Below are 26443 nucleotides of genomic sequence, written 5' to 3' on the forward strand. Positions count from 1 at the left end.
CCGTCGGGTAGGGATGGTCGGATGGAGATCCTGAAGAGCCGGCTGCTGATCCGCCCGCGGGACGCCGCCGCGTCGACGGCCTTCTACCGCGACACCCTGGGCCTGGCCGTGGAGCGGGAGTTCCCGGGCGGCACCGTGTTCTTCCTCGGCCACGGCTCCCTGGAGGTCTCCGGCGCCGGCGAGACGGGCGCGTCGCCCGATCTGGTGCTCTGGCTGCAGGTGCGCGACCTCGCCGGAACCCTGGGCGAGCTGAAGGCACGGGGCCTGGAACCGGTGCGGGACGCCCAGCGCGAGCCCTGGGGCCTCGACGAGGCCTGGATCGCCGATCCGGACGGCACGCGCATCGTGCTGGTCGAGGTGCCCGAGGGCCACCCGATCCGCACCGACACCCGCTAGGCGGGCTTGACCGCCCGCAGCTGCGCGGCGAGCGCGGCGAACCCCGGCGGCTCCCAGGTCCAGGTTTGCAGGTCGGCGAAGCCCGCGGCGGCGGCTTCGTCGGCCAGCACGTGCCTGCTCACCGGCAGCCACTTCTCGTGCGCGGACAGCAGCAGCCGCCCGCCGGGGCGCAGGACTCGGAACAGCTCGGCGAACCCGGCCGCGCGGTCGTCCCACAGCATGACGTTGTTCACGCTCAGCACGACGTCGACGGACGCGTCGGGCTCGCCGGTGTGCGCCGCCGACCCTTCGCGCAGCTCGGCCCGGTCGCCGCAGCGCTCCTGGCACAGCGTGAGCATCTCGAGGGAGGGGTCGACACCGACGGCGCGGCCGGCCAGGCGGGCGGCGGCCTCCAGGCCGACGCCGGGGCCGGGGCCGACGACCAGGACGGTCTCGTCCGGCTCGATCTTCGCGAGGTCGACGACGCGGTGTTCGGTGGCGGCGTTGCCGCGGGCCATGACCCAGCCGCCGAGGCGGCCGAGTGCGCCGGAGGGGTGACCGAACGTCCGGTCGAGGACGCGGGCGAACCCGCTGGTCTCCGGCTGGGGAGGGGGTGCCGGCTGGTGCGGAGTGCTCATACTTCGAGGGCACCACGGATCGCGGAACCCCGCATCGGGGATGACCCCCACCCGCACCCGGAGGGCCATGGGAACATAGAGGTGGCCATCCCCGACTTTCCGAGGACTCATTCGAGTGACGACGTTCGCCGACACCACCTTCACGCCGCCGGAGCTGATCCGGAACTTCTGCATCATCGCGCACATCGACCACGGCAAGTCGACCCTGGCCGACCGCATGCTGCAGCTCACCGGCGTGGTCGAAGAGCGCGCCATGCGGGCCCAGTACCTCGACCGGATGGACATCGAGCGCGAGCGCGGCATCACGATCAAGGCGCAGAACGTCCGGCTGCCCTGGCAGGTCGACGGGCAGGACCACGTCCTGCACATGATCGACACGCCCGGCCACGTGGACTTCACCTACGAGGTGTCCCGGGCCCTCGAGGCGTGCGAAGGCGCGATCCTGCTGGTCGACGCCGCGCAGGGGATCGAGGCCCAGACGCTGGCCAACCTGTACCTCGCGCTGGAGAACAACCTCCAGATCATCCCGGTGCTGAACAAGATCGACCTGCCCTCGGCCGACCCCGACAAGTACGCGGGTGAGCTGGCCCACATCATCGGCTGCGAGCCGGAGGACGTGCTGCGGGTCTCGGCCAAGACCGGCATGGGCGTCGCCGAGCTGCTCGACGAGGTCGTCAAGCAGGTCCCGGCGCCGCAGGGCGACGCCGACGCGCCGGCCCGCGCGATGATCTTCGACTCGGTCTACGACACCTACCGCGGCGTCGTCACCTACATCCGGGTCGTCGACGGCAAGATCACCCCGCGCGAAAAGATCAAGATGATGTCGACCGGCGCCACGCACGAGCTGCTGGAGGTCGGGATCATCTCGCCGGAGCCCAAGCCGAGCAAGGGCCTGGGCGTCGGCGAGGTCGGCTACCTGATCACCGGCGTGAAGGACGTCCGGCAGTCGAAGGTCGGCGACACCGTGACGTCGGAGCGCCACGGCGCCAAGGAGGCGCTGGCGGGCTACCGCGAGCCGAAGCCGATGGTCTACTCCGGCCTGTACCCGGTGGACGGTTCGGACTACCCCGAGCTGCGCGAGGCGCTGGACAAGCTCCAGCTGAACGACGCCGCGCTGGACTACGAGCCGGAGACGTCGGTGGCGCTGGGCTTCGGCTTCCGCTGCGGCTTCCTCGGCCTGCTGCACCTGGAGATCACGCGCGACCGGCTCGAGCGCGAGTTCGGCCTCGACCTGATCTCGACGGCGCCCAACGTCATCTACCGCGTGGTGCTGGAGGACCGCAGCGAGGTGGTCGTGACCAACCCGTCGGACTGGCCGACCGGGCTGAAGATCGCCGAGGTCCACGAGCCGGTGTCGAAGGTGAGCATCCTCGCGCCGTCGGAGTTCGTCGGCACGATCATGGAGCTGTGCCAGACCAAGCGCGGCACCCTGCTCGGCATGGACTATCTGTCCGAGGACCGCGTCGAGCTGCGCTACAACATCCCGCTCGCCGAAATCATCTTCGACTTCTTCGACACGCTGAAGTCGCGTACGCGCGGTTATGCGTCTCTCGATTACGAAGAGGCGGGCGACCAGATTTCCGACCTGGTCAAGGTGGACATCCTGCTGCAGGGTGAAACCGTGGACGCGTTTTCGGCGATCGTCCACAAGGACGCGGCCTACGGCTACGGCAACCGGATGGCGACGCGCCTGCGCGAGCTGATCCCGCGCCAGCAGTTCGAGGTCCCGATCCAGGCGGCGGTCGGTTCGCGGATCATCGCCCGCGAAACGATTCGCGCCATCCGCAAGGACGTGCTGGCCAAATGCTACGGCGGTGACATCTCGCGGAAGCGGAAGCTGCTGGAGAAGCAGAAGGAAGGCAAGAAGCGGATGAAGACCGTCGGCCGGGTCGAGGTTCCGCAGGAAGCCTTCGTCGCTGCACTGTCCACTGAGGACTCCGGCAAGAAGAAGTAACTGTTCCGTTGATGTGACAGTGGCACCCATATTCACGCCTCCGCGTGAATATGGGTGCCGAACTCGCGTTCGATGCGGTTTCTGTCGGTGGTCTCTGGTTTGCTCTGGTGCGAAGAGCGAAAGGAGAGCACCATGACGGTCATGGCTGACATCGAGCATCCCGCCGATTCGGGCCCCCTGACGGTGCAGGACCTCGCTGGGATGCCGGACGATGGCCGACGTTACGAACTCATCGACGGGGTGCTCCTCGTGAGCCCCGCGCCCGGTCGAAGACACCAGAAGATCGCTTACCGGCTCTACGGTGTGCTCGAAGCATCGTGCCCGCCTGAGTTCGAGGTGGTCGGCGCGCCGTTCGCGGTGCACTCGGGTGACAAGGTCGAGCTCCAGCCGGACGTCCTGGTCGGCTTGGACGAGGACTTCACGGACAAGGATCTCCCGGCAGCACCGGTGCTGGCGGTCGAGGTGCTGTCGCCGAGCACGGCGATCCACGATCTCAACACCAAGAAGGCGGTCTACGAACGACTCGGGACCCACAGCTACTGGGTGATCGACCCGGATGAGCCCGCGCTGACGGTGTTCGAGCTGGACGAGGAGGGGCACTACTGCCAGGTGGCCAAGGCGGCGGGCGACGAGGTCTTCGAGACAGAGCGGCCCTTCCCGGTGCGGGTCGTGCCACGGGAGCTGCTGGGCCGCCTTGGCTGAGCTGCGTCAGTCCTGCAGGAAGCGAGTGCCGCGGAACTGGGCGTCCAGCTGCCGGTTGCGCAGTTCCTTCCGGAGCCGGTCGAGCATCGCGTCGAACAGGGCCGGGGGCAGGATCGCCGTCTGCTCGAACTGCCGCCGCCCGGGTGGCGCCGGCTGGAGCTTGCCGCGCGGTGCGTAGCGCTGCACCGAGCTCTCGACGCCGCCGCCGGTGACCAGGTCGACCCAGAGGGCGTCGCGCAGGTAGCCGTCGCCGAAGCGGGCCGACCGGCGCACGGTCACCTCGGCGATCTCCGGCCAGGGGACCAGGCGCGTGCTGAGCGTGCCCGCGGGCAGGCGGATGCCCTCGTCGCCGATGGTGAGGTCACGCAGGCCCTCGAAGCCGCGCTTGAGGTCGCGTGCGCGGGAGACGCGGAAGGCCACGACAGCGACGAGCACGGTCGCCGCGTAGGCGCCGCCGATCAGCCACGGCGAGAGACCGCGCACCAGCCCGGTGGCGAGTGCCGCGCCGAACCCGGCGTCGGCGACGACGAGCAAGCCGACGAGGACCTTGACCGGTCTGGTGACGCGAGGCGGTGACTCGGACAACGGGACGACTCCTGGGGCCGGAGGGGTCAGGGATTGCCGATTATCCGGTCTGCCCGGATGAACACCGCGACCCGCCGCTCTTCGGCCATGACGCGGTCGTACTCGGCCCAGTCGTCGTGGGTCCCGGTGGCGGCGATGAAGACGTCCCGCAGCAGCTGCGGCAGCCCGGCGGGGTCGAACGCGGGGTCGGGGTCGTCCGGCCCGATGAGGTGGGTGGCCCCGGTGACGGAGAGCCAGTTCCAGCCCCGCCGGAAGGTGAGGGTGGCGTGCCCGGCCCGCCGGAGCAGCGCCAGCTTGTGCGCCTTCCCGACGGCGACGTACGCGACACCGGGAGCCCCGGTCACCGGATCGTCGAAGACGCCGGCGTTGACGACGGAGGCGTGCACGGTGCCGTCCGCGCGGGTGGTGGCCACCGTGGCCAGGCCGTGTTCCTGCAGCGACAGCGTGCGAACCTGCTCCAGATCAGCGCTCATGACCCCAACCTAGCCCGGCGCGCAGCTGGCCCGTCCGGAGTTGACGTTACGTAGTGCCCCGACGACCGCTCGTACGGGACGGCTCCGGACGCGAGCAGCAGACAGCGCGGCACACCGTGGTTGAGCGGATCTCACCGGAATTGCAGCCACCATCGAACCCACGTGGGTGGTGCGTTCGGGTGACCGTCGAGTCGGCGCGTTGCGGAGCAGCACCTCGCGGCGATCTCCTGGGTCGACACCTAAGGGGGACGATGGCCAGGGGTCTTTGCTTTCGCGACGCAGTTCGGGTCCTCGGCGGTGTGGACAACCGGACCGTTACCGCGCTCGACAAGCTTGCGGGCGGCATGCTCCTGACCGCGGCAGCCGGTGGCGTGGACTTGGTGCTCAGTCTGTTCGATCCGAAAGCCGAGCTTGCTCGCCTGACCGGCGCTCTCGCCTCGGGCCTCCGGGACCGACTGAGCGGCCTGGGCCGCGCGGAGCGTAGTCATCGGCTCATCGCCGCGCATGCGGTCGCGGTCCTGGCGGCCTTCTTCGAGCTGTTGTCGGAGATCGAGCTGCCCCCGGAGCTGCGGGACCTCCGGCTCGATCGCGCTGATCAACTGCGCGTGGCGCTCGGCGGCCCGCACTTGGCCCGCCGGCTGGATCGCCTGCTCGCCGCCGTCGTGGAGGACGACATCCCGATTCCCGCTCCGCACCAGCCGTATGAGGCCGTGCTCGGGAGCTTGACCCACTACTACCGGCAGCTGGCGACGCGGGCACGGGATTTCCTGGCCGGGCTGGCCGGGTGGGAGTCGATGGACGAGACCGAGCGCGCCCGGTTCGAGCGGAAGCTGGCCGAGCTGGACACCCGAGCCGTCACCCGGTACGAAGCACATTACCGGCGGCTGGCCACGGAGTTTCCCGAGTTCGCCTTCTGGGCCGGCCTGCTGGACCACCAGGCGACCAGGGCCGCGGTCCGTGACCTCGGTGCCGGTCTGGCCGGATTGGAACGCGCACTGACTGGCCTCACCCGCACGCCGCCGGTCGCCCACCCCTTGCGGCTCGTCCACCGCGATGCCCTCGACCGGCCCATGATCTCGATCCGGGACGCCCCCGCCGGCCTCTGCATTCCGGCGCTGGGTGATGCCTACGTGACGCCCAGGTTTCGCGTGGCCGAGGTCGGTGTCTCCGATCAGATCGCGTCGGAACGCTGGTGGTCGCAGCGGGAAGTGCGCGTGGATCTCCCGGCATTCCTGGTCGGCCATCTGACGGCGCCGCAGGCGACGCGGACTCCGCTGCTCGTCCTCGGCCAGCCCGGCGCCGGAAAGTCGATCCTCACGCAGGTACTTGCGGCGCGGCTCGCGACGGCTGAATACCTCGTGGTGCGGGTGGTGCTGCGTGAGGTACAGGTGGAAGCCGACTTGCAGAGCCACATCGAAGAGGCGGTGCGGATCGCGACCGGGGAGAACCTCACCTGGCCGGCGTTGACCCGCGAGGCCGCCGGCGCGCTGCCGGTCATCCTCCTCGACGGCTTCGACGAGCTGCTTCAGGCCACCGGAACCAGCCAATCCGACTACCTCGAGCGGGTCGCCGAGTTCCAGCGGCGGGAAGCCGCACTCGGCCGGCCGGTGGTGGTGCTCGTGACCAGCCGGATTGCCGTCGCGGACCGGGCGCGCCCCGCCGACGAGATGATCGCCGTGCACCTCGAACCGTTCGACTCTGGCCAAATCGGGCAGTGGCTCGATGTGTGGAACGGTAGCAACGAGGCCTACTTCACTGCGAACAGCCTGTGCCCGCTGACCGCTGATGTGGTTGCGCCTCACGCCGATCTCGCCGGCCAGCCGCTGATGCTGCTCATGTTGGCGCTTTATGACGCCGACGACAACTCACTGCAACACCACGACGTCGCGCTCGGTCAGGCCGAGCTGTACGAACAGCTGCTGGTCCGCTTCGCCGCGCGGGAGGTGCTCAAATCCGGTGGCGGGCTGACACCCACCGAGTTCCACCGCGCCACGGAACAGGAGCTGCTGTGGCTGTCGATCACGGCGTTCTCGATGTTCAACCGCACCCGGCAGTGGGTCACCGAAGCGGAGGTGGACGCCGACCTGGCGGCCTTGCTGGCTGCGCCGCAGCCGCACGCCAGCGGACTTCGGGCCGGTCTGACTGCGGCTCAGCTGATGTTCGGGCGCTTCTACTTCATCCACGAGACCCAGGCTGTCCAGGACGACCGGCGGCTGCGCACTTACGAATTCCTCCACGCGACCTTCGGTGAATACCTGGCCGGCCGGCTCGTGACGGAAGAGTTGGGCGACCTCGTCGCCGCCGCACGGACGGTGGCTCATCGAGGCCGCCCCGGAGTGCTCGACGACTCCTTCCTCTACGCGCTGCTTTCCTTCGCTCCTCTGGTCACGCGCGAAACCACCGTCTCGTTCATCGGTGAGCGGCTCGCCGCGGTTTCGGAAGCCGATCGTGCGATCCTGCGTGAGTTGCTGCTTTCGCTGGTGCGGCAGGCACTTCAGCCGAGGCACACTGACGCGTTCGCAGGCTACCGGCCGCGGTCAGCGAACCAGCCGGAACGGCATGCGGCATACTCAGTGAACCTGACCGTCCTGCTCGTCCTCGCGAGCGGGCGCCTCTGCGTCGACGATCTGTTCCCGGACGCAACCGAACCGGTCGACGCATGGCGCCGGTGGACGTTGCTGTGGCGTTCGCAGCTGCCCGGCGAGAGCTGGAAGGGGCTCATCCGCCAGTTCACGGTGGAGCGCGAGTGGAAAGGCGAGCGCCGCACCGCGTCCGTGGTCCCGATGCACTCGGCAGACGCGTGGACGCCGGACACTTATTGGACCTACGGCCGCTTCTGGCCAGGTCACCCGAAGCGGCCGATAGAGCCGTTCGAGGGATTGGGGTGGTACGAGGGGACTTACGGCTACCTGCGCAACCAAGGCCGATTCCACTGCGAGGCCGACGACGAAGTCATCGTGCACGCACTCGACCCGTTCCACCCGCACCTGAGTGCGGCCGTCTTCACCTTCCACCACACCGGCGGCCGGCCGCGACCGGTGTCCGGAGCGCACGCGCTGATCACCTTTTGCCTGGCGGCCACCAGCACCGCTGACCCCGAGGCCCTGACTCAGGCATTCACCACGGCCTGGGAGTTCGCGGCCCACGGCTTCGCGCCGAGCGACGTCGACCAGCGGCATCGGTACCGGGGTCACGTCCTGCGGCAGCTGGCGCTGATCGCCCGGCGGATGCCCCGCAGCTGGCTCGCGGCACAGTTGTCCGCACTTGGCGACTTGGCGCTTGAAGAAGACCGGGAGCACGACAACAGCCTCCTGGTCCTGCTCGAAGACCTGGAACTGAACGACCCCGACGCCCTCGCTTGACGACGTCGGGGTCGCCGCTCGGCTTAACAGGCGCCGTTGTCGGTCCAGACGCCCCACTGGCCCGTCGTTCCCGGCTCCTCGCCCTGTGTCCACCACTTCGCCGTCCACTTGTGGCCGTTGTGGGAGACCACGTTCCCGCCCGTGTAGACCTGCGTCGCGCTCCAGGCCGGGTCCGTGCACGTGCCCGGGTTCGTCGTTCCGCCCGTGTCCCACGCGACCTGGGACGACCGGTAGAAGTTGATCCCCTGGGCCACCCAGCGGGGCGCCTGGGCGCCGAGCCGGGTGCGGAAGGCCGTCCAGTCGTGCGTCGACCACGGGGACCAGCCCAGCTCCGCGTACGCACCCAAGCGCGGGAACGCCAGGTAGTCGATGTCCGACGGTGTCACCACCGTCTCCGTCCACAGTGGTGACTCGACGCCGCGGACCGCGGACTCGCCCACGCCCGACAGGTACGCGCCCGGGTTCCAGTTGTACGCGTCCTGGACCTCGATGTACCCCGCCCACGACAGGCCGATCGGCGTCGAGCTGTTGTACTTCATGTCCAGGTACGCCTTGTTCGCCGGCGACAGGATCACCTTGCTGCCGCGGGAAACCGCCGCCGTGACACCGGCGTCCGATGTGGACGTTCCCCAGAACTGCGGGCTGGCCGAGGCAGGCAGGGTCGCCTTGGCGATGTCGTGCCAGCCCACCACCGACTTGCCCGTCGCCGCCACCAGCGGGAGCACCTTGCCGACGAACGTCAGGTAGTCGGCCGAAGAGGTGGAAGATGCTTCGTCGCCGCCGATGTGGAGGTACGGGCCCGGGGTCAGGGCCGCCAGTTCGCGCAGGACGTCCGCGACGAACGTGTACGTGATGTCCTTCGAGATGCACAGCGAGCTGTAACCGACCGCCGTGTCGGTGCGCAACGCCGGCGCGACGCCGTTGCAGTTCAGCTCCGCGTACGACGCCAGGGCCGCGTTCACGTGCCCCGGCATGTCGATCTCCGGGATGATCGTGATGTGGCGTGAAGCCGCGTAGTTCACGATGTCGGTGTACTGCGCCTTCGTGTAGTAGCCACCCGCGCCGCCGCCGACCTGGGTGCTGCCGCCGTAGGTCGTCAGGCGGGGCCAGCTGTCGATCTGGATGCGCCAGCCCTGGTCGTCCGCCAGGTGCAGGTGCAGGTGGTTGATCTTGTACTGGGCCAGCTGGTCGATGTACCGCTTGACCGTCGACACCGGGTGGAAGTGCCGGGCGACGTCGAGCATCGCGCCGCGGTAGGCGAACCGCGGGTAGTCCACGATCGTCGCGCCGGGGATGCTCCACGGCCCCGGCTGGGCCGAAGCGCTCTCGACGCGGCCGGGCAGCAGTTGCCGCAACGTCTGGACGCCCGCGAACAGCCCGTCGGCGGTCGTGGCCCGCACGGTGACCGAGGACGCCGTCGACACCAGCTGGTAGCCCTGCGCGCCGACCGACGCGGGTGCGCCGCTGAGCAGCAGCGCGATGCTGCCGGAAGGCACGGACGCGGGCGCGTCGGACACCGGCAGTGCGAAGCCGGTCGACGGCCGCAGCACGCCCGCCAGGTAGTCGCCGACCTGACGCGCGGGTGCCGAACCGGCTTCGGTGACGATCGAAGTGGTCGCGACCAGCGGGAACGTGACGCCGGCCGCCGGGGTCACCGAGACCGGCACCGGCACGATCGACTGCAGCGCCGGCGTGGCCGCCGCGGCCGGCGTGAGCTGGGTACTGGCGCCGATCAGGGCCAGCACGGCGAGTGCGCGGCCGAGCCGCCGCGCCAACGAATGCTTCACCGGGGGACCTCCAGGCAGAAGGGGGCGCGACCTCGCCGTCGCACCTGCCCGGATCGTCGCACTTCCTGCGCCGATGGTCTAGACCAGTTTGGGTGGTTAAGCTCGCCGCGTGACAGGGGACTTCGCGCCGGGGTCGCCGTTCGCGCTGCTCTCGGGCGCCGAGACGGCCGCCTGGTACGCCTACATGAAGGTGCACCTCCGGCTGGAGTACGAGCTGAACCGGCAGCTGCGCGCCGACAGCGGGATCTCGCTCGCCGACTACCACGTGCTGGTCGCGCTGACGAGCGCGCCCGGCGGCCGGATGCGGGTGACCGACCTCGCGGTCCGCATCGGCTGGGAGCGCAGCCGGCTGTCGCACCACCTGAAGCGGATGCGGGCGCGCGGGCTGGTCGAGACCGGGACCGCCGCCGACGACCGCCGCGTGACCGAGGTTGAGCTGTCGGGAACGGGCTGGGAGACGCTGCGGCAGGCGGCGCCGGACCACGTCGGCTTCGTCCGGCAGGCGTTCCTGGATGCCCTCGGCCCGGAGGAGAAGGCGCAGCTGACGACGCTGCTGGACCGCGTCTACGACACGCTCGTCGAGCACGGCAGCCTGCCCCGGCCGGACGACCACCCCTGACAGTTACGTGACATGTCACGTAATATGGGTGCCGACCCGAGGAGGACGTGCATGGCGACGGTGGCCGAGCTGATGGAAGCCAACCTGCTGAAGGTGTTCAACGAGCGCGACGACGAACGGCGGGCGAAGGCGATCGCCGAGACGTACGCGGCCGACGTCGAGTTCGCCGACCCGGAAGGCGTCACGACCGGCCACGAGGAGCTGAACGCCAAGGCGAAGGGCCTGCTGGAGCAGTCCCCGGGCTTCGTGTTCGCGCCCGACGGCCCGGTGCTGGTCAACCACGACCTGGGCCACCTCGCGTGGCGGCTCGGCCCGGAAGGGCAACCGCCGGTCGTGCGGGGGATCGACGTCGCGCTGGTCGGGAACGGGCTGATCACGAAGCTCTACACGATGCTGCTGCCCGCCTGAGGACTACGCTCGGTGGCATGTTCGACGAGCTGACGTTCCCGGTCGTCGCCGCGCCGATGGCGGGCGGGCCCACCACCCCGGAGCTGGTCGCCGCGGTGACCGAGGCCGGCGGCTACGGCTTCCTCTCCGCCGGCATGCTCACCCCCGCCGCGCTGGCCGCGCAGATCGACCGCACGCGGGAGCTGACCGACGGCGAGTTCGGCGTCAACCTCTTCGTCCCGCAGCCGGACACCGGCGCCGACATCGGCGCGCACCGCGAGCGGCTCGAGGAGTTCGCCCGGGAGTACGACGTCGAACTCGGCGAACCGAAGTGGGACGACGACCACTACCCGGCGAAGCTGGACGTCGTGCTCGAGAAGCGCATTCGCGTGGTGTCGTTCACCTTCGGCCCGCCCACGCCGTCGGACGTGCTGCTCCTGAAGGAAGCCGGGAGCGAGGTCGTCGTCACCGTGACGACTCCGGAGGCCGCGCACCGGGCCGCCGACCTCGGCGCCGACGCGCTCGTCGTCCAGGGCTTCGAGGCCGGCGGGCACCGGAGCCTGTTCACCGACGACCCGCGCTTGCCCGGCGGCGGCGCCGAATACGGCGTGCTCGCGCTGCTGCGGCTCGTCGCCGCCCGGGTCGACCTGCCGCTGATCGCCGCCGGCGGGCTGGTGCACGGCGCGGACGTCGCCGCCGTGCTCGCCGCCGGGGCCACCGCGGCCCAGCTGGGCACGGTCTTCCTGCGCGCGGACGAAGCCGGGACGTCGGAGGCGCACCGCAAGGCCCTCGCCCTCGCCGAGCGCGAGACGGCCTTCACCCGCGCCTTCAGCGGCCGCCCCGCGCGCGGGCTGGTCAACAAGTTCATGGACGCGCTGTCCGAGGGCGCCCCGGCCGCGTACCCGCAGCTCAACCACCTGGCGGGCCCGGTGCGCAAGGCCTCGGCGAAGGCGGGCGACCCCGAAGCGATCTCGCTGTGGGCGGGCCAGACGTACCCGCTCGCCTACGACGCTTCGGCCGCCGTGATCCTCGAGCGGCTGAAGGTCGAGGCGCGCGAAGCCGCCGCGCGCCTCGACCGGATCCGCTAGGCGTCCGTGCGGTTCAGCACCGAGTGCCGCCGGCTGTACAGGAAGTAGATGACCAGGCCGATCACGAACCAGACGGCGAACCGCAGCCAGGTCGCCGGCTGCAGGAACGTGATCAGCCAGATCGAGAACACCACGCCGATCGCGGGCACCACCGGCATGCCGGGCGTCCGGAACGTCCGCGGCAGGTCCGGCTGCTTGTAGCGCAGCACGATCACGGCGACGCAGACGACGACGAACGCGAGCAGGATGCCGATGTTCGTCAGCTCCGCCGCCTCGCCGATCGGCAGCACCCCGGCGATGACCGCCGACGCGCCACCGAGGATCCAGGTCATCCGGCTCGGCACCTGGCGCTTCTCGTTGGTCTTGCCGAACCACGCCGGGAGCAGGCCGTCGCGGCTCATCGAGTAGCCGACGCGGGTCGCGCCCATCAGGAACGTGAACAGCACGGTCAGGATGCCGACGATCGCGCCGATCGCGATGACCGTGGCCAGCCCGTCGAGGCCGACCGACTTGAACGCCGTCGAGAAGCCGCTCTTCGGGTCGATCTCGGTGTACTTCTGCATGCCGGTCAGCACCAGGCAGGCCAGCACGTACAGCACCATCGAGATGGCCAGCGAGTACAGGATCGCCTTCGGCATGTGCCGCTGCGCGTCCTTGGACTCCTCCGCGGCGGTGCTCATGGCGTCGTAGCCGAAGACGGCGAAGAACACCGTCGCGGCTCCGGTCACCGCGCCGCCGAAGCCCGCGGGCGCGAACGGCGTGTAGTTGCCGGTCTTGACGTAGAAGAAGCCGACCAGGATGACCACCAGCACGATCAGGACCTTGATCCCGACCATCGCCGTCTCGAACCGGGCGGCGCTGCGGATGCCGCGGTTGAGCAGGAACGCGATCAGCAGGCACAGCAGCGCGGCGAACAGGTCGACCTTGTGGCCGGGGCCGGTGCCGGGCGCGCCGAGCATCCACGCGGGCAGGTCGAGGCCGATCTGGCCGAGCAGGAAGTTGAAGTAGCCGGAGATGCCGATCGCCACCACCGACACGATCGCGGTGTACTCCAGCAGCAGGTCCCAGCCGATGAACCAGCCGACGACCTCGCCGAGCACCGCGTAGCCGTAGGTGTAGGCCGAGCCGGCTTTCGGGATCAGGCCGGCGAACTCGGCGTAGGAGAACGCCGCCGCGGCACTGGCCACGCCGGCGATGAGGAACGAGATCAGCACGGCCGGGCCGACCCCCGGGATGCCCGCCGCGTCGTCGCCGTGCGCGACGCTGCCGGCGAGGGCGAAGATCCCGGCGCCGATGATGCCGCCGATGCCGATGGCGGTCAGCTGCCACAGCCCCAGGGTGCGTTGCAGGCCGCCGCTTTCCGTCGTGTCCTGGATCTGGTCGATCGGCTTGCGCCGGAAGATGCCGGAGCTCGAGCCCAAGCCTCCTGGAGCGGACATCATCGTCTCCCGAACGGTCGGTGGAAGGCCCGGATCACGGGCCTTCGCGGAACCTACCGCCATCCGCGCGTGAAGACAGCGTGAGCCGCTCAGCCCGCCGCGGTGTCCTCGCTCACGGCCTTCGGGGCCGTCGCCGCGGCCCGCTTGGCCTGGGTGGTCCGGACCGCGCTCGCCGCGAAGTAGGTGAGCAGCTCCGCGATCTCCACCGGGTCGTCCAGCTGCGGGCAGTGGCCCCAGTCCTCGCGGACCAGCAGCCTGCTGTGCGGCACCAGCGTGTGCAGCTGCCGCCCGGACGCCGCGGTGACGAGCTTGTCCTTGCCGCACGCGACGACCAGCAGCGGCACCTCGACCGAGTCGAGCCGGTAGGCGTCGGCGAGCTCCGCGACGAGCTGCCGGGCCTGCTCGAGGCGGCTCTTGGTCGCGCGGTAGTCCGGGAAGAGGGCGGTGAACCGCTGCACCTGCACGGCGTCGGCGACGCTCGAGTCGGCGTACAGCAGCCGCGGGACGAGCTGCTCGGCGACCTTGCGCACCAGGAACCCCGGCACCGGGACGGGCAGCGACGAGTACAGCCGCAGCGGCAGCGGGTAGCGCGCGACCGTGCGGATCAGCCACGAGTCGACGAAGCCCGGCGCGGCGATCGAGACGACGCCGGAGATCGGCAGGCGGCTGTTCTGCGCCGCGCGCAGGCTCATGGTGCCGCCGAGGGAGTTGCCGGCCAGCACGACCGAGCCGAGCACGGCCTGCTCGCGGACGACGGCGGTGGTGAACGCGTCGAGCTGGGGCAGCATCGGACCCGGCCGCAGCGGCTGGGCGTCACCGAAACCCGGGAGGTCGACCGCGACCGCCGGGATGCCGGCGGCCGCGAGCTGCTCCAACGCGGGGCGCCAGGTGTCGGCGCTGTCGCAGTAGCCGTGCAGGAGCACCAGCCGCGGGGCGCTGGGCCGGACGTGCGGTGCGGCCGCCCGGCGGCGCAGGGAACGACGGGGAGCCTCCGGCTCGGGGGCGAGGTCGCCGACCTCGAGCACGCGGGTGCGGACGCCGGCGTAGCGCCGGAAGGAGACTCGGATCGGGTCCGGGTCGCTGCTGGGCCGGCCGTCCGGTCCAGCCGGAGTGGGCCGCTTCGTCGCGGTCATACCCCAAGATTACCTTGCAACCATTGGGTTTCGGTCGAAAATAGGGGCTAACAACCAGATCTCGAACTGAGTACGTCGAAGAATCACCGAATGCCGAGCCGGGCGGACACGCCGATCCGCCCAGCTCAGCGGCGGTCTAGCGGGTGAACACGATCTTGCCGGCGGTGTCCCCGTCCAGCATCGCCTGGAAGCCCTTGGGTGCTTCGGAAAATGAAAGTTCCGCGCCGATCTGCGGCCGGACGCCGGTCAGGTCGAGGTAGGCGAGCAGGTCGGCGAGCTCGTCACGGGTGCCCATGGTCGAGCCGGCGACCCGCAGCTGGAGGAAGAAGACGCGCTGCAGCTCCGCGTGCGCGTCCGGGCCGCTGGTCGACCCCGAGACCACGATGATCCCGCCCGGTTTGAGCGACTTCACCGAGTGTGACCAGGTGGCCTTGCCGACGGTCTCGAACACCGCGTCGACGCGCTCGGGCAGCCGCGCGCCGGACTCGAACGCCTGGTGCGCGCCGAGGCTCGTGGCGAGGGCCCGCTTCTCCTCGGTGCGGCCGGTCACCCAGACCCGGAACCCGGCCGCGCGGCCGAGCTGGACCAGCGCCGTCGAGACACCGCCGGAGGCACCCTGCACGAGCATCGTCTGCCCCGGCCGCAGCCCGGACTTCACGAAGAGCATCCGGTAGGCGGTCAGCCAGGCCGTGCCCATGGTGGCGGCCTCGGCGAAGCTCAGCGCCGCGGGCTTCGGCACGACGTTGCGGGCCGGCACGACGACCTGGTCGGCGAAGGTGCCCTGGTGCTTCTCGGTGAGCAGGGTGCGCTTCGGGTCGAGGGTGTCGTCGCCCTGCCAGCCCGGCGCGTTGATCACCGAGTGGATGACGACCTCGGAGCCGTCGTCGAGGGTGCCGGCGCCGTCGCAGCCGAGGATCATCGGGAACTGCTCCGGCTTGATCCCGACGCCGCGCAGCGTCCAGAGGTCGTGCATGTTGAGGCTGGCCGCCTTGACGTGCACGCGGACCCAGCCGTCGGGCACTTCGGGTTCGGGGCGCTCGCCGACGACGAGCGAGTCCAGCGGGCTTTCGGCGTTGGGTTCCTGCGCGTACACGGCGAACATGCTTCGCAACGTACCGCCCCTGAGGCGCGGTGGCAGCAGGGCGCGCGTAGGCTCACACCGTGTTCAACGGGCTTGCCGACTGGTGGGACGGGGTCGAGCTGTGGCTCGCCCAGGCCTGGTTCCCGGTGCAGTTCGTGCTGGTCATGGTGGTTGTCGTGCCGTTGTGCCTGGCTGCCGCGTGGGTGCTCGACAAGGTCGTCGGCCTGTTCGCCCGCCGGCTGGCTCCGGGGCGTGACGACGAGTCCCCCGACGGGTCGGCATAGGCTCGCGAACCATGTTCAACCGAAGGCGGATCACCGCCGCGCTGATCGGGCTCCTCGTGCTGGTGCTGGGGGGCTGGCTGGTCAAGGACAACCTCGGCAGCAGCTCGACGTCGTCTTCGCCGAGCACCTCGGCGAGCGCGCCCGCGAAGAGCAGCACGCCCGCCAAGGGCAGTGCCGCCGTGCCGGGCGCGGACTCCGGGCTGCCGGTGAAGGCGCTTTCCGCGCTCCCGCCGCAGGCCACGGACACGTGGAAGCTGATCGAGGCGGGCGGCCCGTACCCCTACCCGCGCAACGACGACGTCGTCTTCGAGAACCGCGAGAAGAGATTGCCCGGCAAGAAGTCCGGCTACTACCACGAGTACACGGTGAAGACGCCCGGGAGCCCCGACCGCGGTGCCCGGCGGCTGATCACCGGGCAGGCGCACGAGCTGTACTACACCGGCGACCACTACGCGTCGTTCGTCGTCGTGGACCCGGCCCGATGAGCGCCGGCGAGCTGGCGAAGGCCGCCGCGGAAGAGGCGTTCGCCCGGGGCGCGTACCCGCACCTGGTGAACTCGCGGCCGACCGTCGACAAGGCCAGCACGCTCGAAGCGTTCGCCGAGGCACTGTCCTTTCCGGACTACTTCGGCCACAACCTCGACGCGCTCTACGACTGCCTGACCGACCTGTCGTGGCTGCCGCCGGGGGAGCACGTGCTGATCTGGCCGGGTTCGGACGCGCTGCGCAAGGCCGAGCCCAAGACGTACCTGGCCATCCGCAGCGTGCTCTCGGACGCCCAGCGAGCGCTCGGCCCCGGCGCCGGTTCGTGGCGGCTCACGGTGGTGCTGCCGGACGCCTGAGCGGCGTCCGGCCCGGCTCAGTCCTGCGGGACCCAGTTCGGCTTGCGCTTCTGGGCGAAGGCCAGGATGCCTTCCTGGCCTTCCTCGCCGGCGAAGAACTTCGCCGACAGGCCGAGCATCTCCTCGAAGCCGTCCGAAGGCGTGGCGGGACGGGGGCGGCTCAGCAGCGCCTTCGTCTCGGCCAGCGCCTTCGGGCCGCCCGCCGCCAGGGCCTTCACGAACCGGGTGACCTCGGCGTCGAGGTCGTCGGTCGCCGAGTTCAGCAGGCCGATCTCGACCGCGCGGCGCGCGTCGAAGGTGTCGCCGGTCAGGAACAGCTCGTGGGCCGCGCGCGGGTTCAGCCGCGGGAGCACGGTCAGGGAGATGATCGCCGGCACCACACCGATGCGGACTTCGGAGAAGGCGAACGTCGCGTCCGGCACGGCCACGGCGATGTCGCAGGCGGCCACCATGCCGATCCCGCCGGCCCGCGCGGGCCCGGCCAGGCGGGCGACCACCGGCTTCGGGCTGGTCCACAGCTGCTCGAGGATCCGGGGGAACTCGTTCACGCCCTGGTCGCCGGCGCCGGCGCCGCGGGCCTCCTTGAGGTCCATCCCCGCGCAGAAGACCGGACCGGTGTGGGTGAGCACGATCACGCGCACGGCGTCGTCGGCGACCGCCTTGGCGAGGGAGTCCGAGAGCTCGCGGCGGAGCTGCGCGGAGAGCGCGTTGCGGTTGTGCGGGGAGTCCAGGGTGATCGTGGCGGTGCCGCCCACCACGTCGTAGTGCACCAGTTCGTCAGCCATGGTCGACACCCTTGCACACTCGCCGCCGGTGGCCGGTGTTACGCGGGGCACAGCCAGCCGGGCTCACCCTCGCGAGCGTCGGCGGCCGGGGAGAAGTGCTGCTTGAGCGTGAACGCCTCGGGGGTCGGGCCGTGGACGCGGAGGTGCTTGATCTTCTCCTCGGCTTCCGCGGTCGTCGGCCGGTGCCCGGTTGGGACCCACCAGAGCACGGTCATCGCCTCGCGCACGTGGTGGAACCACTCGCGGCGGCGCCGGAGGATCGCCAGGTGCTCGCCGGAGAAGACGAAGGCCGCCAGTGCTTCCACCGACGTCCAGACGGACATGTTGACCAGGATCCCGGACGTGCCGCGCACGTCCCACTCGAAGGCGCGGATCGACGTCGCGTCGCCGTCCTCGGTCTGCAGGCGCCACACGAAGCCGGGCGCGCGGTCGGCGATCGCGTTCACCGGCTCCAGCGCTTCGACGAACCCGCGGAAGGACTCGTCGTCGAGCGGTGCCTTCATCCGGCTGATGTTGACCTGAGCGAGTTCGAAGTTCCCCATGTGGATCACCCTACGGGCTTCCGCCCGCAGGGTGATCCGGCGTTCAGCCGATGGTCGTCGTGGTGAAGACCGGGCTGGGGTTGGGGAAGCAGGCCGTCGGGGCGGTGAGGTCGCCGATGATCGTGCCGGCCACCGCCTTGAACGTCAGGCCCGGGTCGCTGTAGCTGGTCCCGGCGAGCCTGGTCTGGATGGTGCCGGACTGGCCCGCGGTCAGGTGGGCGGTGACGGTGGGCAGTTCGAACGTGGCCCCGCCGGCGATCGGGCCGGGGAAGCTCAGCGTGGCGACGCCGTTCGCGACGGAGATGGTCGGCGGGGTCGAGCCGAGGCCGGAACCGCCCGCCAGGTCCGCGCCGACGTACGACGAGTTCGCCGGGATCGGGATCTTGAGCGCGAACGTGTTGATGTTCTTGACCTTGTTCCCGCTGACCGTGCTCGGAACGGTGTTCGGCGCGGGGTCGATGACGACGTCGAACGCGGCCCCGGGCGCGACGGTGGCGGGCGCGGTGACGGCGGCGTCCTGGTTCAGCGCCACCTTCTGCGGCCCGACGATGGGGGCGTTGGCCTGGCAGTCGAAGGTGACGGTGGTGGCCGCCGACGCCGGGGCGGCGAGGGCGATCGGGAGCACCGCGGCCGCGGTCAGCGCGGCGAGCCGGGAAAAGTGAAGAGCTTTCATCTGTGTCCACCTACCTGCGGTTTCACGAGGGGAGGAAGAAAGCTGCGCAGCCGCCCTGATTGTTACCGGCAAGTTAAGTAGGAGGTCAAGAATTTACCGTTCCCATGCACGGGTGGTAACGAAAATGTGAATAAGACTCGCCTTTTGGCGGTGTCAGGCGTACTGGCGGAGCAGTCCGCTGACCGCGGACGCGTACCGGCTGACCACGACGTCCGCGACGCGCGGATCGTCGGCCAGCGGCGCCGCGATGAACGCCGCCGGATCCGCCTCGCGGGCCAGCCGCGCGATCCGGTCCGGAAGCAGGCCCGGCGCCAAAAACCACGAAGCCACCACGAGGTGCCGCGCACCTCGCGACCGCAACGAAGCCGCCGCCGCCGGGATGTCCGGCTGGGCGGCCGACGCGAACGCCTCGCTCACCGGCACCCCGAGCCGCTCTTCCCAGCGGGTGGCCAGCGCAGCGACCACGGCGTTCGCGGAAGCGTTCGACGAACCGACCGCGCTGACGATCACGCCCCGGCCGGAAAGCGGCGCCGCGGCCAGCCGGTCCAAGGCGACCGCCTGCAACGCCGGGTCGGCACCGAGCACGTCCGACACCTGCACCCGGAAGCCCGGGCAGGAGTCGGTCACCGAGTCGATCAGGGCCGGCAGGTCGACCCGGGCGTGGAACGCGCTGCCCAGCAGCAACGGCACCACGACCGCCGACCGGTGGCCGTCGGCGTGCAGCGACCGCAGCACGTCGGTGACCGACGGCGCCGAAAGGTCCAAAAAGGACTCGTAGACCGGCACCCCCGGGGCCCGGTCGCGCACGACGTCGACGAGGGCCCGCACGGTCGCCGCCGAGCGGGGGTCGCGGCTGCCGTGGGCGACGGCGACCAGCGGTGGTGTCACGAGAAGCGCTCACCCACCAGTCCCGCGGCCAGCGTGTCGCCGTCCTTCGGGTCGATGACCAGGAACGCGCCGGTGCGCGGGCTGGTGCCGTAGTCGTCGACGCCCAGCTCCTCGGCCAGCCGCAGGGTGACGCGGCCGATGTCGTTGAGCTCCAGCGACGCCGGAGAGTCCACACTGGACAGCGTCTGCTCGTCGAACCGGGCGTGCAGCTCGTCCACCAGCGCCTGCACCGTGCGGGTGCCGTGCTTGACGAGCAGGCGCGCGCCCGGCTTCAGCGGCTTGGACGACAGCCAGCACAGCGTGCCGGTGATCTCGTCGGTGACCTGCGGCGGACTGTCCGCGGCGGCGATCAGGTCGCCGCGCGAGATGTCGATGTCGTCGGTGAGCAGCAGCGTCACCGACGTCCCGGCGCCGGCTTCGGCCAGCGGCCCGTCGGCGGTGTCGATGCGCTCGACGCGGCTGCGGATGCCCTGCGGCAGCACGACGACATCGTCGCCGGGCCGGACCGTGCCGGCCGCGATCTGGCCCGCGTAGCCGCGGTAGTCCGGGTACTCGGCCGTGCGCGGGCGGATCACGTACTGCACCGGGAACCGCAGCGCCGAGTCGTGCGGGTCGGGCGCGACCGGCACCTCTTCCAGGTGCTCCAGCAGGCTCGGCCCGGTGTACCACGGCGTCCGCTCCGAGCGGGCCGCGACGTTGTCGCCCTCCAGCGCGGACACCGGGATGGCGAGCACGGACCCGCGCTCGTAGCCCAGCGACAGCGCGTGCTCGGCGAACTCCTCGGCGATCACGGTGAAGGTCGCCTCGTCGTAGCCGACCAGGTCGATCTTGTTCACCGCCAGCACCAGCTGCGGCACGCCGAGCAGGGCCAGCACGGCCGCGTGCCGGCGGGTCTGCTCGATGACGCCCTTGCGCGCGTCGACCAGCAGCACGGCCAGCTGCGCGGTGGACGCGCCGGTCACCGTGTTGCGCGTGTACTGCACGTGCCCCGGCGTGTCGGCCAGCACGAACGACCGCTTCGGCGTCGCGAAGTACCGGTAGGCGACGTCGATGGTGATGCCCTGCTCGCGTTCCGAGCGCAGGCCGTCGACCAGCAGCGAGAGGTCCGGTGTGGACAATCCCTTGTCGACGGACGCGCGGGTGACGGCGTCGAGCTGGTCGGCGAGCACCGACTTCGTGTCGTACAGCAGCCGGCCGACCAGGGTCGACTTGCCGTCGTCCACGCTCCCGGCGGTGGCCAGGCGCAGCAGCGAACTCATCAGAAGTACCCCTCACGCTTGCGGTCTTCCATGGCCGCTTCGGACATCCGGTCGTCGGCCCGGGTCGCGCCGCGCTCGGTCAGCCGCGAGGCCGAAACCTCGGCGATGACCTCCTCGACGGTGGCCGCGGTGGATTCGATCGCGCCGGTGCACGAACCGTCGCCGACGGTCCGGTAGCGGACGGTCAGCTCGCGGACCTCTTCGCCCGGCCGCGGGCCACCCCACGGGCCCTCGGCCAGCAACATCCCGTCGCGCAGGTACACCTCGCGCTGGTGCGCGTAGTAGATCGACGGCAGCTCGACCTTCTCGCGGGCGATGTAGTTCCAGACGTCGGCCTCGGTCCAGTTGGACAGCGGGAAGACCCGGACCTGCTCACCAGGGCGGTGCCGCCCGTTGTAGAGGTTCCACAGCTCGGGCCGCTGGCGGCGCGGCTCCCACTGGCCGAAGGCGTTGCGGAGGCTGAAGATCCGCTCCTTGGCCCGGGCGCGTTCCTCGTCGCGGCGGCCGCCGCCGAAGACCGCGTCGAACTTGTGCTCGGCGATCGTGTCGAGCAGCGGCGTGGTCTGCAGCGGGTTGCGCATCCCGTCCGCGCGCTCCTCCAGCCGTCCGTCGTCGATCCAGTCCTGCACCTTCGCGACGACCAGGCGCAGGCCGTGCCGCTCGACGACGCGGTCGCGGAACTCGATGACCTCGTCGAAGTTGTGCCCGGTGTCCACGTGCAGCAGCGGGAACGGCACCGGCGCCGGCCAGAACGCCTTGATGGCCAGGTGCAGCAGCAGCGTCGAGTCCTTGCCTCCGGAGAAGAGGATCACCGGGCGGTCGAACTCGCCTGCCACCTCCCGGAAGATGTGGATGGCCTCGGATTCGAGGGCGGCCAGGTTGTCCTGTGCCGCATCGGTCGCGGGTTCCAATGTTGTCATGCGTCCCTCGGTGTCTGACATCAGCCGTGCAGTCCGCACTCGGTCTTCGACTGGCCCGCCCACCGGCCACTGCGCGGGTCCTGCCCCGGCTCGACGCGAGCCGTGCAGGGCGCGCAGCCGATCGAGAGGTAGCCGATCGACACCAGCGGGTTTTCGAGGATGCCGTGCTCACGGATGTAGCCGTTGAACTCGTCGTCGGTCCACGCCGCGATCGGGTTGACCTTGACCAGGCCGTTGCGGTCGTCCCAGGTGACGATCGGGGTGTTCGCGCGGGTCGGGGCGTCCACCCGGCGGACACCGGTGACCCAGGCGGAGTAGTTCGCCAGCGTCTTGCGCAGCGGCACCACCTTGCGCAGGTTGCAGCACAGCGTGGCGTCACGGTCGTGCAGCTTGGGGCCGTACTCGGCGTCCTGCTCGGCGACGCTCTGTTCGGCTTGCGCGTTCACGATGTGGACGTCCGGGTACACCGCCTGAACGGCGTCGCGCGTGCCGATCGTCTCCGGGAAGTGGTAGCCGGTCTCCAGGAACAGAACGTCCACATCGGACTTCACCTTGGTGGCGAGGTCGATGAGCACGGCGTCCTGCATGTTGGACGCGACGATGAAGTCGTCGCCGAACGTGTCCACGGTCCAGCGCAGCGCTTCTTCCGCGGTGGCGTCGGCGAGCTCCTTCGAAGCGCGCTCGGCGAGGGTCTTGTAGTCGGCGGTCGCGGTCATCGGGAAACCTCCGGAAGGGACAGACCGAGGAACTTGACCGAGAAAACCCGGCGACAAGCGGAACACAGCCAGCCGCCGTTCTCTTCCGGCCGCAGATCCTCGTCACCGCAGTACGGGCAGTAGTACGGCGCCGCTCGCTCGGTCACTGGAGGGCGCTTTCGTCGGCGCGGGCGGCCCATTGCGCGAACCGCTCGCCGTCCTCGCGCCCGGCGACGTAGTTGCGCACCACCCGCTCGACGTACCCGGTCAGCTCACCCGACGTCACCTTGTGGCCACGCAGCTTCCGGCCGAACCCGGCGTCGAGGCCGAGCCCGCCGCCGAGGTGCACCTGGAAGCCTTCGACCTGGTTGCCGTCGGCGTCGGTGACGATCTGGCCCTTGAGGCCGATGTCCGCGGTCTGGATCCGCGCGCACGAGTTGGGGCAGCCGTTGAGGTGCACGGTGACCGGCGTCTCGAGGCCGTCCTGGATGTCGGCGAGTGACTTCTCGAGGTCCGCGACGAGCAGCTGCGCACGGGCCTTCGTCTCGACGATGGCGAGCTTGCAGAACTCCAGCCCGGTGCAGGCCATCACCCCGCGCCGCCACGGCGACGGCTTCGTCTCCAGGCCCAGCTCGGCCAGTTCGGCCTGGAGCGCCGGGACGTGGGCCTCCGGGACGTCGAGCACGACGAGCTTCTGCTGCGGGGTGAGCCGCACCCGGCCCGAGCCCGCCCGCTCGGCGGCCTTGGCGACGGCGACGAGCGTGCCACCGGACACGCGGCCGGCGACCGGTGCCGCGCCGACGTAGAACTTGCCGTCGACCTGCGGGTGCACGCCGACGTGGTCGATCGGGACGGCCGGGTCCACCGGCGGCGGGCCGTCGATCAGCTCGCGCTTGAGGTACTCGTCCTGCAGCACCTGGCGGAACTTCTCCGCGCCCCAGTCCTTGACCAGGAACTTGATGCGGGCCCGCGAGCGCAGCCGGCGGTAGCCGTAGTCGCGGAAGATCGAAATGACGCCTTCCCAGACGTCCGGGACCTCGTCCCGCGGGATCCAGGCGCCGAGGCGCTGCCCGAGCATCGGGTTGGTCGAGAGGCCGCCGCCGACCCAGATGTCGAAGCCGGGCCCGTGCTCGGGGTGGTCGACGCCGACGAACGCGACGTCGTGGATCTCGTGGGCGACGTCCGGCTGGCCGGAGATCGCCGTCTTGAACTTGCGCGGCAGGTTGGCGTACTCGGGCTTGCCGATGTAGCGGCGCTTGATCTCCTCGATCGCCGGCGTGCCGTCGATGACCTCGGCGGCGGCGATGCCCGCGACCGGCGAGCCGAGGATGACGCGCGGGCTGTCGCCGCAGGCCTCCATCGTGGTCATGCCGGCGTTCTCGAGCTTGGCCCAGATCGTCGGCACGTCCTCGATCCGGATCCAGTGGTACTGGATGTTCTGCCGGTCGGTGATGTCGGCGGTGTCGCGCGCGTACGCCTGCGAGATCTCGCCGAGCACGGTGAGCTGCCCGGTGGTCAGCGCGCCGCCGTCGAGGCGGACCCGCAGCATGAAGTAGCGGTCGTCGAGCTCTTCGGGCTCCAGCGTCGCCGTGCGGCCGCCGTCGATCCCCGGCTTGCGCTGGGTGTAGAGGCCGAACCAGCGGAACCGGCCGCGCAGGTCACCCGGGTCGATCGCGTCGAACCCGCGGTGGGCGTAGATGTTCTCGATCCGCGCGCGCACGTTGAGCGGGTGGTCGTCCTTCTTGGACCGCTCGTTCGGGTTCAGCGGCTCCCGGTAACCGAGCGCCCACTGCCCTTCGCCGCGCTTCTGCTTGGCGCGCGCGGGGCGGGCTGGGGTTTGGGGCGTGGCCATGGCGGCGTCCTCCGAGAGGCTCTTCGTGGCGGCGGAGGACGACCGGCTCGCCGGGTTCCTCCGCGCCGGCTGTCCAGATTTCGTGGCAGGTGGTGGCGACGGTAGTCAGCGAACGGGTGCGCAGAGGGCGCTCGCGACCCGCAGGAGGTCGACGTGGCGGCGGGCCACGAGCAGAACACCGGCATGAGTCACGACGTCAGCGTGCCACGCGTCCACAATGTGGTCCAGGTCTGCCCGGATGGTGGGAGAAGGGTCACTTACCTGCGGAAACCGTGTCAACCGCCTTGCGCAGGCTCTCTTGTCCGGTTGAACCACTACATGTAGAGTACTCCAAGTACAGTGGTTTGAAGAGAGGAACCGGGGATGCAGGTCAAGGGTTTCGGGGCGGGTTACCTGGTCGACGACGTCGCCGCGACCACCCGCTTCTACGCGGACGTCGTCGGCCTGCCGGTCACCGTCGAGCTCGACTGGTTCGCCAGTGTCAACGCCGGGGCGCCGGGCTACGAGATCAGCTTCGTGCAGCGCGGGCACGAGTCGGTGCCGCCGGGCTACCGGGCGCAGGAGACGGCCGGACTGATGTTCGGGCTGGTCGTCGAAGACGCCCGCGCCGAGGCGAAACGGCTGGAAGAGGCCGGTGTCGAGCTGGTGACACCGGTCGTCGACGAGGTCTACGGGCAGCGGCACTTCTACTTCGCGGATCCGAACGGCGTGCTGCTCGACGTCATCGAGGTCATCCCGGTCGACCCGGACTGGGCGGCGGCCAACCTGCCGGTGTCGTAACGGTGTTGACCCGATCGGCCCCTTGAGGCGACCGGGCGTGACCGGGTGGACAATTCGACCGTGCCCGAACTGCGTTCCGACCCCGCCACACCGATCGATCCGGCGTTGCCGGAAAGCGCGCTGAAGGGGCTGGGCAGCAGAGCGTTCGGGGTGTACGTGCACGTCCCGTTCTGCGCCACACGCTGCGGGTACTGCGACTTCAACACCTACACCGCGGGGGAACTCGACACCGGCTCGTCGCCGCAGTCCTGGCTCGAAGGGCTGCGGCGCGAGCTGGAGCTCGCCGCGCGCGTGCTGGTCGTGCCGCCGGCCGCCGACACGGTGTTCGTCGGCGGCGGCACGCCGTCGCTGCTCGGCGCGGACGGGCTGCGTTCGGTCCTCGACGCCGTCCGCGACGTCTTCGGGCTGGCGCCCGGCGCCGAGGTGACGACGGAGTCGAACCCCGAGTCGACGTCGCCGGAGTTCTTCGAGGGGATCCGCGAAGCGGGCTACACGCGGGTGTCGCTCGGCATGCAGTCGGCCGCGCCGCACGTGCTGAAGATCCTCGACCGGGTGCACACCCCGGGCCGTCCGGGCCGGGCCGCCGCCGAAGCGCGCGCGGCCGGGTTCGAGCACGTGAACCTGGACGTGATCTACGGCACACCGGGGGAGCGTCCCGACGACCTCCTCGCGACGCTCGACGCGGTGCTGGCCGCCGGCGTCGACCACGTCTCGGCGTACGCGCTGATCGTCGAGGAAGGCACGGCGCTGGCCCGGCGCGTCCGCCGGGGCGAGCTGCCCGCGCCGGACGACGACGTACTGGCCGCGGACTACGAGATGATCGACGCGGCGCTGTCCGCGGCCGGGTTGCGCTGGTACGAGGTGTCGAACTGGGCGGCGTCCGACGCGGCCCGCTGCCGGCACAACCTCGGTTACTGGCGGGGCGACGACTGGTGGGGCGCCGGTCCGGGCGCGCACAGCCACGTCGGCGGCGTGCGCTGGTGGAACGTCAAGCACCCGGCCCGCTACGCCGCTTTGCTCGCCTCCGGCGACTCGCCCGCGGGCGGGCGTGAAGTGCTCACCGACGACGACCAGCACCTCGAGCGGATCATGCTCGAACTGCGCGTCGCCGAAGGGCTGCCGCTCGACGTGCTCGACGAGCCGGGACTGGCCGAGGCGCGCGCCGCGGCGGCCGAGGGGCTGCTCGACCCGTCCGCGATGGACTCCCGGGGCCGCGCGGTGCTCACCGACCGCGGCCGGCTGCTGGCCGACGGGGTGGTCCGCCGCCTCGCCGGTTAGGGATTAAAACCGGGGACCGGGTC

Annotated in this window: 29 protein-coding genes; 12 read left to right on the top strand and 17 right to left on the bottom strand. The window is 70.6% G+C overall.

Annotated features, from left to right (window positions below):
* Window positions 1-21 precede the first annotated feature (21 nt).
* Window positions 22-396 (top strand): VOC family protein, encoded by a 375-nt coding sequence (locus ABZX11_RS19975; protein ID WP_354914782.1) that lies wholly within the window; start codon window positions 22-24, stop codon window positions 394-396.
* On the opposite strand, the gene ABZX11_RS19980 is transcribed toward ABZX11_RS19975, so the two are convergent.
* Window positions 393-1013, bottom strand: coding sequence for a class I SAM-dependent methyltransferase (locus ABZX11_RS19980; protein WP_354914784.1), 621 nt, complete (start codon window positions 1011-1013; stop codon window positions 393-395). The two genes, ABZX11_RS19975 and ABZX11_RS19980, sit on opposite strands and share 4 nt — an antisense overlap.
* A 115-nt stretch (window positions 1014-1128) precedes the next feature.
* Between ABZX11_RS19980 and lepA the strand changes: the two genes are divergently transcribed.
* A complete protein-coding gene (lepA, locus tag ABZX11_RS19985; RefSeq protein WP_176171761.1) occupies window positions 1129-2967 on the top strand; it encodes a translation elongation factor 4 in 1839 nt (612 codons plus the stop codon).
* A 132-nt stretch (window positions 2968-3099) separates the two neighbouring features.
* Complete coding sequence (locus tag ABZX11_RS19990; RefSeq protein WP_354914873.1) at window positions 3100-3669, top strand: Uma2 family endonuclease; 570 nt, start codon at window positions 3100-3102, stop codon at window positions 3667-3669.
* A 6-nt stretch (window positions 3670-3675) separates the two neighbouring features.
* Here the strand turns inward: ABZX11_RS19990 and ABZX11_RS19995 are convergent, their stop codons facing one another.
* Both ABZX11_RS19995 and ABZX11_RS20000 read right to left on the bottom strand, forming a co-directional pair.
* On the bottom strand, window positions 3676-4254 hold the full coding sequence (locus ABZX11_RS19995; protein WP_176171760.1) for a hypothetical protein: 579 nt from the start codon (window positions 4252-4254) through the stop codon (window positions 3676-3678).
* 26 nt (window positions 4255-4280) lie between these two features.
* Window positions 4281-4727 (bottom strand): pyridoxamine 5'-phosphate oxidase family protein, encoded by a 447-nt coding sequence (locus tag ABZX11_RS20000; RefSeq protein WP_354914787.1) that lies wholly within the window; start codon window positions 4725-4727, stop codon window positions 4281-4283.
* 299 nt (window positions 4728-5026) lie between these two features.
* Here ABZX11_RS20000 and ABZX11_RS20005 point away from each other — a divergent pair, with 299 nt between their 5' ends.
* On the top strand, window positions 5027-8089 hold the full coding sequence (locus ABZX11_RS20005; protein WP_354914789.1) for a hypothetical protein: 3063 nt from the start codon (window positions 5027-5029) through the stop codon (window positions 8087-8089).
* Window positions 8090-8112: 23 nt separating this feature from the next.
* Here ABZX11_RS20005 and ABZX11_RS20010 read toward each other — a convergent pair whose 3' ends face one another.
* Complete coding sequence (locus ABZX11_RS20010; RefSeq protein ID WP_354914791.1) at window positions 8113-9876, bottom strand: family 20 glycosylhydrolase; 1764 nt, start codon at window positions 9874-9876, stop codon at window positions 8113-8115.
* Between the two features lie 109 nt (window positions 9877-9985).
* Between ABZX11_RS20010 and ABZX11_RS20015 the strand changes: the two genes are divergently transcribed.
* Genes ABZX11_RS20015 through ABZX11_RS20025 form a run of 3 tightly spaced genes read left to right on the top strand, consistent with a single transcriptional unit; the run spans window position 9986 to window position 11970 of the window.
* Window positions 9986-10495, top strand: coding sequence for a MarR family winged helix-turn-helix transcriptional regulator (locus tag ABZX11_RS20015; protein ID WP_354914793.1), 510 nt, complete (start codon window positions 9986-9988; stop codon window positions 10493-10495).
* Between the two features lie 51 nt (window positions 10496-10546).
* Window positions 10547-10903 carry a nuclear transport factor 2 family protein gene (locus ABZX11_RS20020; RefSeq protein ID WP_354914795.1) on the top strand — a complete coding sequence of 119 codons (357 nt, stop codon included), beginning with the start codon at window positions 10547-10549 and terminating at the stop codon, window positions 10901-10903.
* Between the two features lie 17 nt (window positions 10904-10920).
* Window positions 10921-11970 (top strand): nitronate monooxygenase, encoded by a 1050-nt coding sequence (locus ABZX11_RS20025; RefSeq protein ID WP_354914797.1) that lies wholly within the window; start codon window positions 10921-10923, stop codon window positions 11968-11970.
* On the opposite strand, the gene ABZX11_RS20030 is transcribed toward ABZX11_RS20025, so the two are convergent.
* The 3 genes from ABZX11_RS20030 to ABZX11_RS20040 all read right to left on the bottom strand — a co-directional run bounded on the left by ABZX11_RS20030 (window position 11967) and on the right by ABZX11_RS20040 (window position 15644).
* Window positions 11967-13409 (bottom strand): amino acid permease, encoded by a 1443-nt coding sequence (locus ABZX11_RS20030; protein WP_354914799.1) that lies wholly within the window; start codon window positions 13407-13409, stop codon window positions 11967-11969. The genes ABZX11_RS20025 and ABZX11_RS20030 overlap by 4 nt on opposite strands.
* 89 nt (window positions 13410-13498) lie before the next feature.
* Window positions 13499-14542 carry an alpha/beta hydrolase gene (locus tag ABZX11_RS20035; protein ID WP_354914801.1) on the bottom strand — a complete coding sequence of 348 codons (1044 nt, stop codon included), beginning with the start codon at window positions 14540-14542 and terminating at the stop codon, window positions 13499-13501.
* 136 nt (window positions 14543-14678) lie between these two features.
* The gene (locus ABZX11_RS20040; protein ID WP_354914803.1) at window positions 14679-15644 is read right to left on the bottom strand and encodes a zinc-binding dehydrogenase; all 966 of its coding nucleotides are present in this window, start codon (window positions 15642-15644) and stop codon (window positions 14679-14681) included.
* A 59-nt stretch (window positions 15645-15703) separates the two neighbouring features.
* Here ABZX11_RS20040 and ABZX11_RS20045 point away from each other — a divergent pair, with 59 nt between their 5' ends.
* Genes ABZX11_RS20045 through ABZX11_RS20055 form a run of 3 tightly spaced genes read left to right on the top strand, consistent with a single transcriptional unit; the run spans window position 15704 to window position 16748 of the window.
* A complete protein-coding gene (locus ABZX11_RS20045) occupies window positions 15704-15907 on the top strand; it encodes a hypothetical protein (protein WP_176171751.1) in 204 nt (67 codons plus the stop codon).
* 11 nt (window positions 15908-15918) lie between these two features.
* Entirely contained in the window at window positions 15919-16392 is a 474-nt protein-coding gene (locus ABZX11_RS20050) for a ribonuclease domain-containing protein (protein WP_354914806.1), read from the top strand.
* Window positions 16389-16748, top strand: coding sequence for a barstar family protein (locus ABZX11_RS20055; protein WP_354914808.1), 360 nt, complete (start codon window positions 16389-16391; stop codon window positions 16746-16748). Before ABZX11_RS20050 ends, ABZX11_RS20055 begins: the two co-directional genes overlap by 4 nt.
* 17 nt (window positions 16749-16765) lie before the next feature.
* Here ABZX11_RS20055 and ABZX11_RS20060 read toward each other — a convergent pair whose 3' ends face one another.
* The 10 genes from ABZX11_RS20060 to ABZX11_RS20105 all read right to left on the bottom strand — a co-directional run bounded on the left by ABZX11_RS20060 (window position 16766) and on the right by ABZX11_RS20105 (window position 24677).
* Window positions 16766-17533: an enoyl-CoA hydratase family protein gene (locus ABZX11_RS20060; protein WP_176171748.1), complete on the bottom strand. Its 768-nt coding sequence runs from the start codon at window positions 17531-17533 to the stop codon at window positions 16766-16768.
* A 38-nt stretch (window positions 17534-17571) separates the two neighbouring features.
* Entirely contained in the window at window positions 17572-18075 is a 504-nt protein-coding gene (locus ABZX11_RS20065; RefSeq protein ID WP_354914810.1) for a DUF3291 domain-containing protein, read from the bottom strand.
* A 43-nt stretch (window positions 18076-18118) separates the two neighbouring features.
* Window positions 18119-18748 (bottom strand): cyclase, encoded by a 630-nt coding sequence (locus tag ABZX11_RS20070; protein ID WP_176171746.1) that lies wholly within the window; start codon window positions 18746-18748, stop codon window positions 18119-18121.
* A gap of 153 nt (window positions 18749-18901) precedes the next feature.
* Window positions 18902-19636 carry a sirohydrochlorin chelatase gene (locus ABZX11_RS20075; protein WP_176171745.1) on the bottom strand — a complete coding sequence of 245 codons (735 nt, stop codon included), beginning with the start codon at window positions 19634-19636 and terminating at the stop codon, window positions 18902-18904.
* Complete coding sequence (locus ABZX11_RS20080; RefSeq protein ID WP_354914813.1) at window positions 19633-20895, bottom strand: GTP-binding protein; 1263 nt, start codon at window positions 20893-20895, stop codon at window positions 19633-19635. The genes ABZX11_RS20075 and ABZX11_RS20080 overlap by 4 nt, the downstream gene beginning before the upstream one ends.
* Complete coding sequence (cysD, locus tag ABZX11_RS20085) at window positions 20895-21815, bottom strand: sulfate adenylyltransferase subunit CysD (RefSeq protein ID WP_176171743.1); 921 nt, start codon at window positions 21813-21815, stop codon at window positions 20895-20897. Before cysD ends, ABZX11_RS20080 begins: the two co-directional genes overlap by 1 nt.
* Window positions 21816-21835: 20 nt before the next feature.
* Window positions 21836-22531, bottom strand: a complete 696-nt coding sequence (locus tag ABZX11_RS20090) for a phosphoadenylyl-sulfate reductase (protein WP_176171742.1) — start codon at window positions 22529-22531, stop codon at window positions 21836-21838.
* Complete coding sequence (locus tag ABZX11_RS20095; RefSeq protein ID WP_254896876.1) at window positions 22528-22710, bottom strand: Insertion element protein; 183 nt, start codon at window positions 22708-22710, stop codon at window positions 22528-22530. Before ABZX11_RS20095 ends, ABZX11_RS20090 begins: the two co-directional genes overlap by 4 nt.
* The gene (locus ABZX11_RS20100) at window positions 22674-24362 is read right to left on the bottom strand and encodes a nitrite/sulfite reductase (protein WP_354914816.1); all 1689 of its coding nucleotides are present in this window, start codon (window positions 24360-24362) and stop codon (window positions 22674-22676) included. The genes ABZX11_RS20095 and ABZX11_RS20100 overlap by 37 nt, the downstream gene beginning before the upstream one ends.
* A 105-nt stretch (window positions 24363-24467) precedes the next feature.
* Window positions 24468-24677 (bottom strand): putative leader peptide, encoded by a 210-nt coding sequence (locus ABZX11_RS20105; protein WP_354914820.1) that lies wholly within the window; start codon window positions 24675-24677, stop codon window positions 24468-24470.
* A 48-nt stretch (window positions 24678-24725) separates the two neighbouring features.
* Here ABZX11_RS20105 and ABZX11_RS20110 point away from each other — a divergent pair, with 48 nt between their 5' ends.
* The gene (locus ABZX11_RS20110; protein ID WP_354914822.1) at window positions 24726-25142 is read left to right on the top strand and encodes a VOC family protein; all 417 of its coding nucleotides are present in this window, start codon (window positions 24726-24728) and stop codon (window positions 25140-25142) included.
* A 60-nt stretch (window positions 25143-25202) separates the two neighbouring features.
* Complete coding sequence (gene hemW, locus ABZX11_RS20115) at window positions 25203-26420, top strand: radical SAM family heme chaperone HemW (RefSeq protein ID WP_354914824.1); 1218 nt, start codon at window positions 25203-25205, stop codon at window positions 26418-26420.
* Window positions 26421-26443 lie beyond the last annotated feature (23 nt).

Source organism: Amycolatopsis sp. NPDC004169 (assembly GCF_040610315.1).
GTDB lineage: Bacteria > Actinomycetota > Actinomycetes > Mycobacteriales > Pseudonocardiaceae > Amycolatopsis.

Bases quoted from the DNA above. Each gene is read 5' to 3' on its own strand.
- ABZX11_RS19975 (WP_354914782.1), top strand. From the start codon at position 22: ATGGAGATCCTGAAGAGCCGGCTGCTGATCCGCCCGCGGGACGCCGCC.
- ABZX11_RS19980 (WP_354914784.1), bottom strand. From the start codon at position 1,013: ATGAGCACTCCGCACCAGCCGGCACCCCCTCCCCAGCCGGAGACCAGC.
- ABZX11_RS19990 (WP_354914873.1), top strand. From the start codon at position 3,100: ATGACGGTCATGGCTGACATCGAGCATCCCGCCGATTCGGGCCCCCTG.
- ABZX11_RS20000 (WP_354914787.1), bottom strand. From the start codon at position 4,727: ATGAGCGCTGATCTGGAGCAGGTTCGCACGCTGTCGCTGCAGGAACAC.
- ABZX11_RS20020 (WP_354914795.1), top strand. From the start codon at position 10,547: ATGGCGACGGTGGCCGAGCTGATGGAAGCCAACCTGCTGAAGGTGTTC.
- ABZX11_RS20025 (WP_354914797.1), top strand. From the start codon at position 10,921: ATGTTCGACGAGCTGACGTTCCCGGTCGTCGCCGCGCCGATGGCGGGC.
- ABZX11_RS20030 (WP_354914799.1), bottom strand. From the start codon at position 13,409: ATGTCCGCTCCAGGAGGCTTGGGCTCGAGCTCCGGCATCTTCCGGCGC.
- ABZX11_RS20035 (WP_354914801.1), bottom strand. From the start codon at position 14,542: ATGACCGCGACGAAGCGGCCCACTCCGGCTGGACCGGACGGCCGGCCC.
- ABZX11_RS20040 (WP_354914803.1), bottom strand. From the start codon at position 15,644: ATGTTCGCCGTGTACGCGCAGGAACCCAACGCCGAAAGCCCGCTGGAC.
- ABZX11_RS20050 (WP_354914806.1), top strand. From the start codon at position 15,919: ATGTTCAACCGAAGGCGGATCACCGCCGCGCTGATCGGGCTCCTCGTG.
- ABZX11_RS20055 (WP_354914808.1), top strand. From the start codon at position 16,389: ATGAGCGCCGGCGAGCTGGCGAAGGCCGCCGCGGAAGAGGCGTTCGCC.
- ABZX11_RS20060 (WP_176171748.1), bottom strand. From the start codon at position 17,533: ATGGCTGACGAACTGGTGCACTACGACGTGGTGGGCGGCACCGCCACG.
- ABZX11_RS20065 (WP_354914810.1), bottom strand. From the start codon at position 18,075: ATGGGGAACTTCGAACTCGCTCAGGTCAACATCAGCCGGATGAAGGCA.
- ABZX11_RS20070 (WP_176171746.1), bottom strand. From the start codon at position 18,748: ATGAAAGCTCTTCACTTTTCCCGGCTCGCCGCGCTGACCGCGGCCGCG.
- ABZX11_RS20080 (WP_354914813.1), bottom strand. From the start codon at position 20,895: ATGAGTTCGCTGCTGCGCCTGGCCACCGCCGGGAGCGTGGACGACGGC.
- cysD (WP_176171743.1), bottom strand. From the start codon at position 21,815: ATGACAACATTGGAACCCGCGACCGATGCGGCACAGGACAACCTGGCC.
- ABZX11_RS20090 (WP_176171742.1), bottom strand. From the start codon at position 22,531: ATGACCGCGACCGCCGACTACAAGACCCTCGCCGAGCGCGCTTCGAAG.
- ABZX11_RS20095 (WP_254896876.1), bottom strand. From the start codon at position 22,710: ATGGGCCGCCCGCGCCGACGAAAGCGCCCTCCAGTGACCGAGCGAGCG.
- ABZX11_RS20100 (WP_354914816.1), bottom strand. From the start codon at position 24,362: ATGGCCACGCCCCAAACCCCAGCCCGCCCCGCGCGCGCCAAGCAGAAG.
- ABZX11_RS20110 (WP_354914822.1), top strand. From the start codon at position 24,726: ATGCAGGTCAAGGGTTTCGGGGCGGGTTACCTGGTCGACGACGTCGCC.